The 13235-nt window shown below is 75.5% G+C and carries 15 protein-coding genes; all 15 read right to left on the minus strand.

Translation table 11 applies throughout. From position 1 onward, the window contains the following. Positions 1 to 82: 82 nt before the first annotated feature. Positions 83 to 1030 carry an ornithine cyclodeaminase family protein gene (locus ACFVU9_RS33605; RefSeq protein ID WP_380494379.1) on the minus strand — a complete coding sequence of 316 codons (948 nt, stop codon included), beginning with the start codon at positions 1028 to 1030 and terminating at the stop codon, positions 83 to 85. Continuing rightward, positions 1027 to 2055 carry a proline racemase family protein gene (locus ACFVU9_RS33610; protein ID WP_387599940.1) on the minus strand — a complete coding sequence of 343 codons (1029 nt, stop codon included), beginning with the start codon at positions 2053 to 2055 and terminating at the stop codon, positions 1027 to 1029. The genes ACFVU9_RS33605 and ACFVU9_RS33610 overlap by 4 nt, the downstream gene beginning before the upstream one ends. Further along, positions 2055 to 3419, minus strand: a complete 1365-nt coding sequence (locus ACFVU9_RS33615) for an aldehyde dehydrogenase family protein (RefSeq protein WP_380444376.1) — start codon at positions 3417 to 3419, stop codon at positions 2055 to 2057. Before ACFVU9_RS33615 ends, ACFVU9_RS33610 begins: the two co-directional genes overlap by 1 nt. Positions 3420 to 3459: 40 nt before the next feature. Next, positions 3460 to 4464 (minus strand): proline racemase family protein, encoded by a 1005-nt coding sequence (locus ACFVU9_RS33620; protein ID WP_380494387.1) that lies wholly within the window; start codon positions 4462 to 4464, stop codon positions 3460 to 3462. 62 nt (positions 4465 to 4526) lie between these two features. Next, the gene (locus ACFVU9_RS33625) at positions 4527 to 5390 is read right to left on the minus strand and encodes a dihydrodipicolinate synthase family protein (RefSeq protein WP_380444402.1); all 864 of its coding nucleotides are present in this window, start codon (positions 5388 to 5390) and stop codon (positions 4527 to 4529) included. Between the two features lie 136 nt (positions 5391 to 5526). Then, complete coding sequence (locus tag ACFVU9_RS33630) at positions 5527 to 6966, minus strand: NAD(P)/FAD-dependent oxidoreductase (protein ID WP_387599944.1); 1440 nt, start codon at positions 6964 to 6966, stop codon at positions 5527 to 5529. A gap of 34 nt (positions 6967 to 7000) precedes the next feature. Then, positions 7001 to 7318 (minus strand): (2Fe-2S)-binding protein, encoded by a 318-nt coding sequence (locus ACFVU9_RS33635; protein ID WP_380444381.1) that lies wholly within the window; start codon positions 7316 to 7318, stop codon positions 7001 to 7003. A gap of 36 nt (positions 7319 to 7354) precedes the next feature. Further along, a complete protein-coding gene (locus tag ACFVU9_RS33640; protein ID WP_380444383.1) occupies positions 7355 to 8515 on the minus strand; it encodes an NAD(P)/FAD-dependent oxidoreductase in 1161 nt (386 codons plus the stop codon). Between the two features lie 139 nt (positions 8516 to 8654). Then, a complete protein-coding gene (gene tatC / locus ACFVU9_RS33645; RefSeq protein ID WP_380444404.1) occupies positions 8655 to 9545 on the minus strand; it encodes a twin-arginine translocase subunit TatC in 891 nt (296 codons plus the stop codon). 127 nt (positions 9546 to 9672) lie between these two features. Next, entirely contained in the window at positions 9673 to 9963 is a 291-nt protein-coding gene (gene tatA, locus ACFVU9_RS33650) for a Sec-independent protein translocase subunit TatA (RefSeq protein WP_380444385.1), read from the minus strand. Positions 9964 to 10155: 192 nt separating this feature from the next. Continuing rightward, positions 10156 to 10332, minus strand: a complete 177-nt coding sequence (locus tag ACFVU9_RS33655; RefSeq protein ID WP_359972417.1) for a hypothetical protein — start codon at positions 10330 to 10332, stop codon at positions 10156 to 10158. Between the two features lie 41 nt (positions 10333 to 10373). Then, on the minus strand, positions 10374 to 10604 hold the full coding sequence (locus tag ACFVU9_RS33660; protein WP_380444387.1) for a hypothetical protein: 231 nt from the start codon (positions 10602 to 10604) through the stop codon (positions 10374 to 10376). Between the two features lie 3 nt (positions 10605 to 10607). Then, positions 10608 to 11564: a WYL domain-containing protein gene (locus tag ACFVU9_RS33665; protein WP_359972411.1), complete on the minus strand. Its 957-nt coding sequence runs from the start codon at positions 11562 to 11564 to the stop codon at positions 10608 to 10610. Positions 11565 to 11637: 73 nt separating this feature from the next. Beyond that, positions 11638 to 12621: a helix-turn-helix transcriptional regulator gene (locus ACFVU9_RS33670; protein ID WP_380444391.1), complete on the minus strand. Its 984-nt coding sequence runs from the start codon at positions 12619 to 12621 to the stop codon at positions 11638 to 11640. Positions 12622 to 12785: 164 nt separating this feature from the next. After that, positions 12786 to 13196, minus strand: coding sequence for an FKBP-type peptidyl-prolyl cis-trans isomerase (locus tag ACFVU9_RS33675; RefSeq protein WP_380444392.1), 411 nt, complete (start codon positions 13194 to 13196; stop codon positions 12786 to 12788). Positions 13197 to 13235: the final 39 nt, after the last annotated feature.

The raw sequence follows: 13235 nt of genomic DNA on the forward strand, positions 1-13235 counted from the left end.
GGTCCGCGATTCGAGCCGCAGCTCATCGTGGCAGCGGCCGCCGGCCGTGACAACGGCCGGCGGCCCACGAAACCCGCCGTCCTCAGCCGCCCGCGTGCACCTCCGCCGCCACGGCCAGGTCCTCCCAGGCCATGCCGACGCTCTTGAAGAACCGCGGCCGGTCCGCCGGCACGTGGACGTCGCCGCGCACCAGCTCGGCCAGGTTCCACACCTGGCGTCCGGAGACCCCCGCCATGATCAGGTCCCCGGCCTCGCGGGCCGCCACCGCCCGCGCCTCGACGTAGAGTTCGGCCCGCCCGACCAGCGCGGCGTCCACCTCCCGCGCGTCCGGCTCGTGCGAGCCGACCGCCGCGACGGCGGCGTGCGCGGGCACCAGCGCGCCGTCGAACAGCGGCGTGCGCGCGGTGGTGCAGCACACCACCACGTCCGCCGCCGCGACGGCCTCCGGCCCGCCGACCGAGGCCGCCAGCCCGAGCCCCCGCCCGTACGCGGCCAGCGCCTCGGCGGGCCCGGCGCTGCGCGCGACCACGGTGAGCCGGGTCAGCGGCCGGATCGCGAGCAGCGCGTCGAGGTGCCCGTACGCCTGCGGCCCGGCGCCGAACAGCACGAGGTGCGCGGCCTCCGGCGGGGCGAGCCGGCGCAGGGCGACGGCGGTGACGGCGGGCGTGCGCAGCGCGGTGAGCGCGGCGCCGTCGAGCAGCGCGACGGGCTGGAGGGTGGGCCCGTCGAGCAGGAGGTAGCTGCCGGTGATCCGGGGCAGGCCGCGCCCGGGGTTGGCGGGCGCGACACCGGCGATCTTGACGCCCGCGTACCGCCCGGCGGCGGCGGGCATCATCAGCAGTTCGCCGGCCGGGACGGGCACCCCGGTGCGGACGGGCGCGGCCTCGGGGTCGAACCCGTCGAGCAGCATCCGCTCGACCGCGCCGGCGGCCCGGGCGGGCGTGACGGACCCGGTGCCCGACACGGCGTACCGGAGCGGCTCGGTCGCCGTGCCGGGCGGTACGGAGTAATTCGCGTCAGAAGAAGTCACAGCAGGAATCCTGCCCCGAGCCCGTCCCCTTCTTCCAGCACGAATCCGTGTTCCCCGGTGCGGTGCGCCGTCCCCGTCACCTCCGTGACGACGCCGGAGCCCAGCGGGTCGCCGCCCGGCAGCACCCGCCCGTGGAACACCGTCCCGATGACCGACTCGTGCCGCAGCTCCTCGCCCGGCGCGAGCCGCCCCTCGGCCGCGAGCACCGCGAGCCGGGCGGAGGTGCCGGAGCCGCAGGGCGAGCGGTCGATCTGCCCGTCCGCGAAGACGGTGACGTTCCGCTGGCTCAACCCTTCGCCGTCCCAGGGGAGTTCGTCGTACAGCACGACCCCGTACACGCCCGAGAGCCGCGGGTCCGACGGATGCGCCACCGCCTCCGAACCCTCCAGCGCCCGCCTGATCTCCCGCCCTGCGGCGGTGAGTTCCGCCAGCCGGGCGGTGTCGACGGTCAGGCCCAGCGCCGCCGCCGACACCGAGGCGTAGCAGGCCCCGGCGTGCGCCACCGCGACCTCCACGGTGCCGCGCGAGGTCGCCACCGCCAGCTTCGGCGCGCTCACCCGCGACGGCACGTTGCGGAAGGTCACCCCGGTGGTGCGCCCGCCGGCCCGGTGGACGAGGGCCGTGACGCGCCCCGACGGCACGTCGATCCGCACCCGCGCCACGCCGTCCGCGGGGGCCGCGACCAGCCCGGAGTCGACCGCCCACGCGCCGAGCGCGATGGTGCCGTGCCCGCAGGCCGTCGAGTAGCCGTCCTTGTGCCAGAACAGGACGCCCAGGTGCGCCTCGTCGTCGTCCGGCGGCACCAGGAACCCGCCGTACATCCCGGCGTGCCCGCGGGGTTCGCGGCCGAGCAGCCGGCGGACGTCGTCCAGCGCACCCGGCCGGGGCGCGGTGGCACTGCCGCCCGCGCCGATCGCGATGGCCCGCCGCTCGGCGACGCTGTCCCCGGGGATCACCGGGGCGCCGTCCAGCACGATCCGGAACGGCTCGCCGGCCGTGTGGTAGTCGACGGTCCGGACGTACATCACACACCCCCGGCGGGCAGCACGCTGACCGTCCGCCCGACGGTGTAGAAGTCGAGCGCCGCCTGCCCCTGCTCACGCTCCCCGTGGCTCGCGCCCTTGGCGCCGCCGAACGGCAGGTGGAAGTCGACGCCGCTGGACGGCGCGTTGATCCGGATCATGCCCGCGTCCAGCCGGTCGGCGGCCGCCAGGGCGACGTCCAGACTGCGGCTGTGCACCGAGGTGGCGAGGCCGTGCGGGGTGTCGTTGGCGAGCGCGATCGCCGCGTCGAGGTCGGGCGCGGCGTGCAGCACGGCGACCGGGCCGAAGAACTCCTCGCGCGCCAGCGGGTGTTCGGCGGGCACCCCGGTGAGCAGCGCCGGTTCGACGTACCAGCCGGCCCGCGCGGGCACCCGTCCGCCGGTGAGCAGTTCGGCCCCGGCGGCCACGGCCGACTCGACGGCCCCCGTCAGCCGGTCCCGGGCCGCGGCGTTGATGACGGGCCCGCAGACCGCGTCGTCCGCCGCCTCCAGCGCCTTGACCAGCGCGTCCCGCAGCGGCTCGTACGCCTCGCCGACCGCGATCACCCGGCTGGTGGCGGTGCACTTCTGCCCCGCGTACCCGGCGACGGCGGCGGCGATGTGCCCGGCGGCCTGCGCGATGTCGGCGTCCGGCAGCACCAGCGCCGCGTTCAGCCCGCCGAGTTCGGCCTGCACGGGCACACCGCGCTCGGTGGCCGCCCGCACGACGGCCCGGCCGACCCCGGTGGAGCCGGTGAACGACACCACGTCCGCCGCGTCGACCAGCGCCGCGCCCTCCTCCGCGCCGCCCGGCAGCACCGTGAGCACGTCCGCCGGCAGCCCGGCGAGCGCCACCAGTTCGGCCAGCCGCAGCGCGCACGCGGTCGCCTCCGGGGCCGGCTTGAGCACCGCGGCGTTGCCGACCGCCAGCGCCGGCGCGGCCTTCCAGCTCGGGATCGCCAGCGGGAAGTTCCACGGCGCGATCAGCCCGGCCACCCCGTGCGGCCGCCGCCGGGTGAGCAGCAGCCCGGGCCCGCCGGCGGTCTCGTGCACGGCCCCGGAGGGCGCGTACGGCGCCTGCGCGTAGTACCGCCAGATCGCCGCCGTCCTGGCGACCTCGCCGCGCGCCTCGGCGAGCGGCTTGCCGACCTCGCGCACGACCAGCGAGGCCAGCTCCTCCGCGTGCGCCTCGACCGCGTCGGCGATCCGGCCGAGCGCCGCCGACCGGGCGCCGGCGCCCGCGGCGAGCCACCGCGCCTGGGCGCCGCGGGCCCGCGCGACGGCGGCCCGGACGGCGTCGGCGCCGGGTTCGTCGACGGCGACGACGAGGTCCGCGGGGTCGGCGGGGTTGTACGAGGTGATGGTCACAGCCAGAAGCCCTTCGGGTGGAGCGTCACAGCAGGCTCCGTCACAGCAGGAAGCCGGCGGGGAACGGGTCGGTGGGGTCGAGGAAGTACTGGGCGGTGCCGGTCACCCAGGCCCGCCCGGTGACGGTCGGCACCACCGCGGGCCGCCCGGCCACCTCGGTCTCCTCGACCAGCCGCCCGGTGAAGGTGGTCCCGATGAAGGAGTCGTTGCGGAAGTCCCGCCCGAGCGGCAGTTCGCCGCGCGCGTGCAGCTGCGCCATCCGCGCCGAGGTGCCGGTGCCGCACGGCGAGCGGTCGAACCAGCCGGGGTGGATGGCCATCGCGTGCCGCGAGTGCTCGGCGGTCGAGCCGGGGGCGAGCAGCTGCACGTGGTGGCAGCTGTGGAAGGACGGGTTCTCCGGGTGCACCGGCCGCTCGGGGCCGGCGTTGATGGCGTCCATCAGGGCCAGCCCGGCGGTGAGGATGTCCTGCTTGCGCTCGCGCTCGAACGGCAGCCCGAACTCGGCGAGCGGCAGGATGGCGTAGAAGTTGCCGCCGTAGGCGAGGTCGTAGCCGACCGTCCCGTACCCGGGCACGTCGATCTTGCGGTCGAGCGCGACGGCGTACGAGGCCACGTTGCGGATGGTCACGGCCTTGGCCGCGCCGTCCTCGACCCGCACCTCGGCGACCACGAGCCCGGCGGGCGTGTCCAGCCGCACGGTCGTCACCGGCTCGACGACCGGCACCATCCCGGTCTCCACCAGCACGGTGGCGACACCGATCGTGCCGTGCCCGCACATCGGCAGCAGCCCGGAGACCTCGATGAACAGCACCCCGTAGTCGGCGTCCGGCCGGGTCGGCGGCTGCAGGATCGCGCCGCTCATCGCGGCGTGCCCGCGCGGCTCGTACATCAGCAGGGTGCGGAAGTGGTCCAGGTGCTGCTGGAAGTGCACCCGGCGCTCGGCCATGGTGGCACCCGGGACGACACCGAACCCGCCGGTGACGACCCGGGTCGGCATGCCCTCGGTGTGCGAGTCGACGGCGTGGAACACGTGACGGCTGCGCATGTGTCGGAACTCCCTCGGAGGATGGGCCGGCTGCCCCGTCAGCCGGCTCGTCGGCTACGGATTCAGGACAGGCCCTCGGCCAGCGCCTTCTCGGTGGCGGCCCGGACGGCCGCGTCGGCCTCGGCCCCCAGCGGCCGCCGCGGCGGCCGGACGGGCCCGCCGGGGCGCCCGGCGATGTCCATCGAGAGCTTGATGGCCTGGACGAACTCGGTCTTGGAGTCCCAGCGCAGCAGCGGGTGCAGCGCCCGGTAGAGCGGCAGCGCGGTCTCCAGGTCGTGCGCGACGGCGGCCTTGTAGAGCGCCGCCGAGGCCTCCGGCAGCGCGTTCGGGTAGCCGGCGATCCAGCCGACCGCGCCGGCCAGCGCGAGCTCCAGCAGCACGTCGTCCGCGCCGATCAGCAGGTCGAGCCCGGGCGCGAGTTCGGCGATCTCGTAGGCCCGGCGGACGTCGCCGCTGAACTCCTTGACCGCGACGATCGAGCCCTCGGCGTGCAGTTCGGCGAGCAGCGCGGGCACGAGGTCGACCTTGGTGTCGATCGGGTTGTTGTACGCGACGACCGGCACGCCCGCCCGGGCCACCTCGGCGTAGTGCGCGCGGACGGCGTCGTGGTCGGCCCGGTACGCGTTCGGCGGCAGCAGCAGGACGGAGCCGGCGCCCGCCTCCGCGGCCTGCTCGGCCCAGCGGCGGGACTCGGCGCTCCCGTACGCGGCGACGCCGGGCATGACGCGGGCGCCGTCGCCGGCCGCCTCGACGGCCACCCGGACGATGCGGGCGCGCTCGTCGTCGGTGAGCGTCTGGTACTCGCCGAGCGAGCCGTTGGGGACGACGCCGTCGCAGCCGTTGTCGATCAGCCAGCGGACGTGCTCGGCGTAGGCGTCGTAGTCGACGGAGAGGTCCTGGCGCAGCGGGATCGCGGTGGCGACCATGATGCCGCGCCAGGGCCGGGTGGTGTCGTGCGGGGTGTGGGACACGATGATGACTCCTTGGTGAGGTGTGACATTTTATTAGTGGGGACGGGCCGGAGACAAGAGTCCCCGGCCCCCGTGTTCGGTCGGGCCCGGCTCAGTCGCCGGCCGCCAGCTGCGAGAGCGGCACCGGGCAGGCGAACGGCCGCCGGTCGGGCCCCGCTCCCCCGTGACCGCAGGCGCCGCCGGCGCCGGACAGGCAGGCCACCGCCGGACCGCACATCCGGCCCTGGCACCACCCCATCCCCGCGCGGGTCAGCAGCTTGACGGTCCGCGGGTCCCCCGCGCCCAGCTCGTCCACCGCCTCCCGGATCGCCGCCACCGGCACCTCCTCGCACCGGCACACGTCGGTGTCCGGGCGCAGCCAGTCCGTCCAGCCGGGGCCGGGCCGGTGGGCGGCGGCCATCAGGGCGGCGAAGGCCCGCCGCCGGGCCCGGCGGCGCAGCAGGGCCGGCTCCGGGGTGCGGCCGGCGACCGCGTGCGCGGCCAGCGCGCCCTCCGCGACCGCGAGGTCCGCGCCGCCCACGCCGTTGGTCTCCCCCGCCGACCACAGGCCGGGGACGCTGGTGCGCAGCCGGGCGTCCACCCGCAGCGCGACCGCGCCGTCCGGGCCGGTCACGGTGTCCGCGCCGAGCTCGGTCGCGAGCTCGATCTGCGGCAGCAGGCCGTGGCCGACGGCGAGCGCGTCGCAGGCGATCCGGCGGCCGGTGCCGGGCACCGGCCGCCAGTCGGCGTCCAGCCGGACCACCGTGACGGCGGTGACCCGGTCGGTGCCGTGCGCCTCGACGACGGCGCTGCGCGGGCGCAGCCGCACCCGGTGGCGCAGCAGCGCGCCGCCGTGCCCGGCGCCCTCGACGAGCTTGGCGGGAACGGCCGCCAGCACGCCGGGGCGCCGCGCGTAGCCGAGGTAGTCGCCGGCCTCGACCACCGCGGGCACCTCGGCCCCGGCGGTGACCAGCGAGGACGCCGCCGCGAGCAGCAGCGGCCCGCTGCCGGCCACGACGATCCGCCGGCCGGGCAGCACCAGCCCGGCCTTGAGCATGGCCTGGGCGCCGCCCGCGGTGACGACCCCGGGCAGGGTCCAGCCGGGGAAGGGCAGCTGCCGCTCGTACGCGCCGGTGGCGAGCAGCACGGCGGCGGCCCGCACGGTGGTCCGGTCACCGGCCTCCGGCCCGAGGGTGACGTGCGCGGCGAGTCCGTCGCCGGTGCGCTCCAGCGCCCACACCTGGTGGCCGCCGAGGAAGCGCACCTGCCCGGTCCGCTCGTGCGCGGCGAGCCGGCCGGCCAGGTCGGCGTAGACGGACCAGCCGTGGTGCAGCCGGTCGGGCCGGGCGGCCCGGAGGCCGGGCGCGGGGTGGCGGTAGTACTGGCCGCCGGTCTGCCCGCCCCCGTCGAGCAGCGCGCAGCGCAGCCCGAGGTCGGCCGCGGTGACGGCGGCGGCGAGCCCGGCCGGGCCGGCCCCGATCACCGCGAGGTCGTACGGGAAGGGCTGCGCCCCTTCCGGCGGCTCGACCGGCCCTGACGGACCTGACGGCACTGGCGGACCTGACGGCTCGAACGGCTCGAACGGTTCAGACGGCGAGGTCGGCACGGCCGTGGCCCTCCTGGGTGGTGACGGTGGTGCCGGGCTCGGCGGGGAGCAGGCAGGTGCGCTGGTTGGGGCGGCCGTCGACGGTGGCGAGGCAGTCGAAGCAGGCGCCGATCCCGCAGAACGCCCCGCGGGGCCGCCCGCCGGCCCGGGTGGTGCGCCAGGCGAGGACGCCGTCGGCCCAGAGCGCGGCGGCGATCGACTGGCCGGGCAGCGCGGGCACGGGCCGTCCGTCGAAGTCGATGTGGTGGGCGGGCCCGGGCTCGGCCCCGACCAGCTCGGCGGGTGTGCGGCGGCGCATCGAGGGCCTCTCCAATCCGGTCGGGGGAAGTGCGGGTCAGGCGGCCGGGAATCGGTCGGCCCGGAATGGCGTGAGGTCGAACTCCGGCTGCTTGCCGGTCAGTTGTTCGGCGATCAGCAGCCCGGTCGCCGGGGCGAGCCCGATCCCGGCGCCCTCGTGCCCGCACGCGTGGTAGAGCCCGGGCACGCGCGGGTCGGCGCCGACCGCCGGCAGGTGGTCCGGCAGGTAGGGGCGGAATCCCCGGTAGGCGCGCATCACGGCGACGTCCGCGAGCACCGGGAACAGTTCGGCCGCCTGCGCGGCGAGCCGCCGCAGCACCTCCCGGGAGAGCGTCCGGTCGAAGCCGACCCGCTCCCGGCTGGCGCCGATCAGCACCGGCCCGCCGGGCGTGCCCTCGACCACGGCCGAGGTCTCCAGCCCGGCCGACCCGCTGGCCACGTTGGCGACGTAGTCGGCGGCGTAGACCTTGTGCCGCACGATCCGCGGCAGCGGCTCGGTGACGAGGACGAACCCGCGCCTGGGCAGGACGGGCAGGTGCACCCCGGCCAGCGCGGCGAGCTCCCCGCCCCACGTCCCGGCGGCGTTGACGACGGCGGGCGCGTCCAGCCGCCGCCGGTCTGTCCCGACGCCGAGGACGGCGCCGTCCGCCCCCCGGCGGACGGTCCGGACGGTCTCGCCGGTGATCAGTTCCGCGCCCATCCGCCGGGCCGCACGCAGCAGGTGGGCGGCGGCGAGGGCGGGCTGCACCTGGGCGTCCTGCGGGTAGTGGAAGCCGCCGGCCATGCCCGGCGAGAGGTGCGGTTCCAGCTCCCGCAGCCGCTCGGCGGGCACCTCCTCGGCGACCACCCCGGCGGCCGCCTGGCGCGCGGCGAAGGCGCGCAGGGCTTCCTGCCCGGCCGCGGCCTGGGCGACGACCAGGCCCCCCTTGGCCTCGTACTCCACGGCGGCGCCGAGTTCCCCGGCGAGCTCGCGCCACAGCCGGGTGCTGAGCAGCGCGAGGTCGAGCTCGGGCCCGGGCTCCTTGTCGGAGACCAGCAGGTTGCCCTCGCCGGCGCCGGTGGTGCCGCCGGCCACCGGCCCGCGGTCGACGACGGCGACGGCGAGCCCGGCGCGGGCCGCGTAGTAGGCGCAGGCGGCGCCGACGACTCCGGCGCCGACCACGACGACGTCCAGGGGAGGTCTCCAGGTCTTGGGCACGGCAGTAATATGTCACATGCCATCAGCCCTGCCAAGAGTGCCGCGACGAAACGCGAACCGGACCCAAGCGACGCAAAAGCCCCGGCCCGCCGCACACGGGGTGCGACGGGCCGGGGCCGGCGATCAGCGGATCAACGGATCAGGTGATGTCGTCCATCTGCTCCCGGCGCGCGGCCGGCACCGGAGCACTCGCCGCCGGCGCCGACGAAGCCTCGATGGCCTCCGCTCCCGCGACCGTCTCGACCGAGAGGTCCACGTGCGAGGCCTCCTCGTCGTCCAGGTCCGCGTCCGGGTTGTTGCGGCGCTTGCGCCGGTCGTTGAACAGCGCGATGCCCACCGCGGCGAAGTACAGCGCCCAGATCGGCGCGGCCAGCACCAGCATGCTGACCGGGTCGGCGCTCGGGGTGGCGAACGCGGCGAACACCGTGATGCCCATGACCATCCCGCGCCACCAGCCGAGCAGCCGCTTGCCGGTGACCATGCCGACCATGTTCATCATGACCAGCAGCAGCGGGAACTCGAAGGCCGCGCCGAAGACCAGCACCATGCGGGTGGCGATGTCGAAGTAGTCGTTGGGCGGCAGGATCGGCGTGGTCTTGTCCGGGGTGAACGAGATCAGCACCTGGACCGTGGTCGGCAGCGTCAGGATGGCGCAGCCCACGCCGGCCAGGAACAGCGGCGCCCCGGCCGCCATGAAGATGACCGTGTACTTCTTCTCGTGCCGGTGCAGACCCGGCGCCACGAAGGCCCACACCTGCCACAGCCAGACCGGCACGGCGCCCACCACACCGGCCGTCAGTGCCACCTGGAGCATCCAGGTGAAACCGGAGGTCAGACCGATCGTCGAGACCTGAGCGCACTTCCCGTCGAACTGGTCGGCCGTGTCCGGGGTGCACTGCGGCAGCGGCTCCAGCAGGAAGTGTTCGATCGGCTTGTGGTAGATCGCCGCGACGATGGTGATCAGCACGATCGCGATGACCGACTTGACCACGCGATTGCGCAGTTCCCGCAGGTGATCGGCGAGGGCCATCCGCCCCTCAGGATCCTTGGACGCCTTCGGCGCCTTGGAGAGCTTGCTCAACCCCGGTCCTCAACTCGTGCGTCGAGGCCCGCCGGTCGACGGGCCTCCGTGGTCGCGTGCGTCACGTGCGCCGCGCTCAGTGCGGCCGGTCGCCGTCCGCGGCGGGCCGCTCGGCGGGCTCGGCCACCGGCCGGGCCGTGCCGGTGGCACCGGGCGCGGTCTGGATGGTCTTGGCCGCACCGCCGCTCACCGGCGGCGCCGGCGCGGGCTCCGCGGCCTCGCCGTCCGTGCGCATCGCCTTGGCCTCGCTCTTGAGGATCCGCATCGACTGGCCGAGCGAGCGCGCCAGATCGGGCAGCCGCTTGGCACCGAAAAGCACGATGGCGATTACCACGACCACGACGATCGCGGTCATCGAGATGCGCATGCTCGACCACCTTCAGTCAACGCGGCACCGGCGGACCGCCCGCGGCGGATGGTAACCGCTGCGGATGACACCCCGACGACGTCCGCCCGAACAAGGACAGCGGCCCCCGGTTCGCAGTTCGGGAGCCACCTCAGAGCGTAACCCGCCCCTACACCCGGGATGCAGTCCCCGTACGACCTGGTGACGCAGTCCTCAGCGGGAGGGCACCGCCGCCGCCAGCTCCTCGGCCGCGTCGGCCAGCGCCCGCGAGGCCGTGCCGACGCCCTTGGCCAGCGCCCGGACGTCCAGCCACAGCCGGATCCCGAGGACGCCGAGGACCAGCAGGCCCGCGGTGGCGAGCAGGACGGCGGCGACGAGCATCCAGGACATGCCGCCCACCCTATACGGGCCGAGGGCCCGGGCCCGGACTGCTACCCCTCGGCCGGGACGAGCCGCATGGTGCGCACTCCCGCCCCGGTGAGCGCCGCCACGATCTTCTCCCCCGCGGCCTTGCGCACCGCCGCCCCGCACAGTGGGCAGCCGAAGCTGTAGTGCGCCTGCTCCGGGGTGCGGCCGAGGGTCAGGCGGAACTCCTCGGCCGGCAGCTCCACCTTCTCCCGGCACTGCGAGCAGTAGACCTTGAATCTGGTACCGGGCTCCACGGCTCAGTCCCGCCCCTCCCCGTAGGCGGCCAGCGCCTCCCGGGCCGCCGCGCGCGCCTGCTCGGCGAGCTGCGGCGGCGACACGATCCGCCCGTCCCGGCCCAGCCGCAGCGCCAGCGGGCGCAGCTGGGAGGGGTCGGCGCTGCGCAGGGTGATCCGCAGGCCGCCGTCCGGCAGTTCCTCGGCCCGGTCGTGGGTGTAGTACTCGGCCACCCAGCGCCCGCCGGAGGACACCTCGACGACCACCTCCGGGTCGTCCGCCGCCGGGTTGACCAGCCCGCCGGACAGGTCCCGCGGCTCGCGCCGGGGCGGGTCGGCGGGCACGTCCAGGACCCGGATCTCGGCCACCCGGTCCAGCCGGAACATCCGGTGGTCCTCCGAGGTGCGGCACCAGGCTTCCAGGTAGGTGTGGCCCTCGGTGAGCAGGCGGATCGGGTCGACCTCGCGCTCGGTCATCCCGCCGCGCCCGTGCGAGTAGTAGCGCAGCCACAGCCGGCGGCCCTCGCTCAGCGCGCGGTCGATGTCGGCGAAGACGTGACTCTCGGCCTCGAACGTCACGCCGACCCGGGCGCTGCCCTCGGCGCTCTCCCCCGCCGCGTTCTCGATCTTGGCGACGGCCCGGGTGAGCGCCTCCCGGTCCCCGGCCCGCAGACCGGGCAGCCCGGCCACCGCGCGGGCGGCGACCAGCAGCGCGGTGGCCTCGTCGGCGGCCAGCCGCAGCGGCTGCGCCACGTCGTCGACGTTGTGCCACCAGATCCGCTCGCCGTCGGTGTCGATGTCGAGCAGGTCGCCGCCGCGGAAGCTGGTGCCGCACATCGGCAGCACGTTGAGGTCCCCGATCAGCTCGCGCTCGGTGATCCCGAACGCGCGGGCCACCTCGGCGACCTCGGCCCCGGGCCGCTCCCGCAGGTAGGTGACCAGCGACAGCATCCGTCGCGTCTGGTCGATCGCATTACTCATGCGTCCACCTCGCTGCGCTCGGCGGGCGCTTCGCACAATACGCACCTGCTCATCGTTCGCTCGCTTCGCTCGTTCACGCCCGCACACCCTCCACCACGTCCGGCCCGGCGACCGCCCGCAGCCGCTCGATCACGTCGGCCCGCAGCTCCTCCGGCCCGAGCACCACGACGTCCGGCCCGAACTCGGCCAGGTCGGCGCCCAGCCCGTTGCCGTACGGGATCTCCAGTTCGTCCCAGGCCTCGTCGACCCGGCCGGTGCTCAGCGCCTTGGTGCGCAGCGGGAAGCCCGCGCCCCGCCGGACCCGCACGGTCGCGGTGGCCGTGGCGCCCTCGCCGGCGAACTTGGCGACGGTCGCCCGCACGTCCACGTGCTCCGGCACGGTGCCGAGGAAGGCGCCGGTCTTCGCCCGCACCTTGCCGGTGATCCGGCTGAGCCGGAACACCCGGGCGTCGCCCCGGTCGCGGTCCCAGCCGGCCAGGTACCAGTGCCCGCGCCAGCACTCCAGCGCCCACGGCTCGACGCTGCGCTGCTCGACGGCGGCGGCACCGGCCTTGCGGTACTCGAAGGTGACCGGACGGCGGTCCCGGGCGGCGGTGAGCAGCGGCTCGAACGCGGCCTCCCGGGCGGGGATGCGCGGTTCCAGGGCGGAGCGCGCCTCGGCCTCGGCGAACGGCACCCCGGCGGCCCGCAGCTTCTGCAGCGCGCCGCTGGCGGCGCCGGACATCTTGGCCTGCTGCCAGACCCGCGCGGCCAGCGTGAGGGCGGCCGCCTCCTCGGCGTCCAGCGCGATCTCGGGCAGCCGGTTGCGGTCGGCGCGGGCGAGGTAGCCGAGCTCGCCGTCCAGGGCGTTCTCGTCGACGTCGATCACCAGGCCGAGCTCGCGCAGGTCGTCCTTGTCCCGCTCGAACATCCGGTTGAAGGCGTCCTCGCTGCTGTTCTGCCAGGCCTCGCGGTACGCCTCGATGGATTCCCGCAGCTCCTTCTTGGAGAGCGGACGTCTGGTGTTCATCAGGCACAGGGCGAGATTCATCAGCCGCTCTGCCTTGGCGATCGCCATCGCTGACCCTTCCGGTGTGCCGCGCCGTGCGCGGGGTGCGCCGCCGGACGATCGTCACCCGGCGGGACCGACCGTACCGGTAGCGGTACGCACCGCAAAAGCCGCATCCGCAAACGCCCGTGGGCCGGGCCCCCGGAGGGGTCCGGCCCACGGCCGCGACGGGCTCAGACGCCCAGCAGGTCGACCACGAAGATCAGGGTCGAGTGCGCCGGGATGAGCGGCGACGGCGACTGCGCGCCGTAGGCTAGGTGCGACGGGATGACCAGCTCGCGGCGGCCGCCGACCTTCATGCCCTCGACACCCTGGTCCCAGCCCTTGATGACGCGGCCGGCGCCCAGCGGGAAACGGAACTCGTTGGGGCTCCGGTTCCAGCTAGCGTCGAACTCCTCGCCGGTCTCGAAGGTCACGCCGACGTAGCGGACGCTGACGACCTGGCCCTTCTTGGCCTCCGCGCCGTCACCGACGACGATGTCGCGGATCTGCAGCTCGGTCGGAGCGTCGCCGCCGGGGAAATCGATCTCAGGCTTCTCGTTGAGGCTCACAGTCCCTCTTCTCACGGTTTTCTCTGCTTCCATGACCAAGCGGCGGGCGCCCGCACCCGGTCCGTCCGGACC

Source organism: Kitasatospora sp. NPDC057936 (genome assembly GCF_042887525.1).
Classification (GTDB): Bacteria; Actinomycetota; Actinomycetes; order Streptomycetales; family Streptomycetaceae; genus Kitasatospora.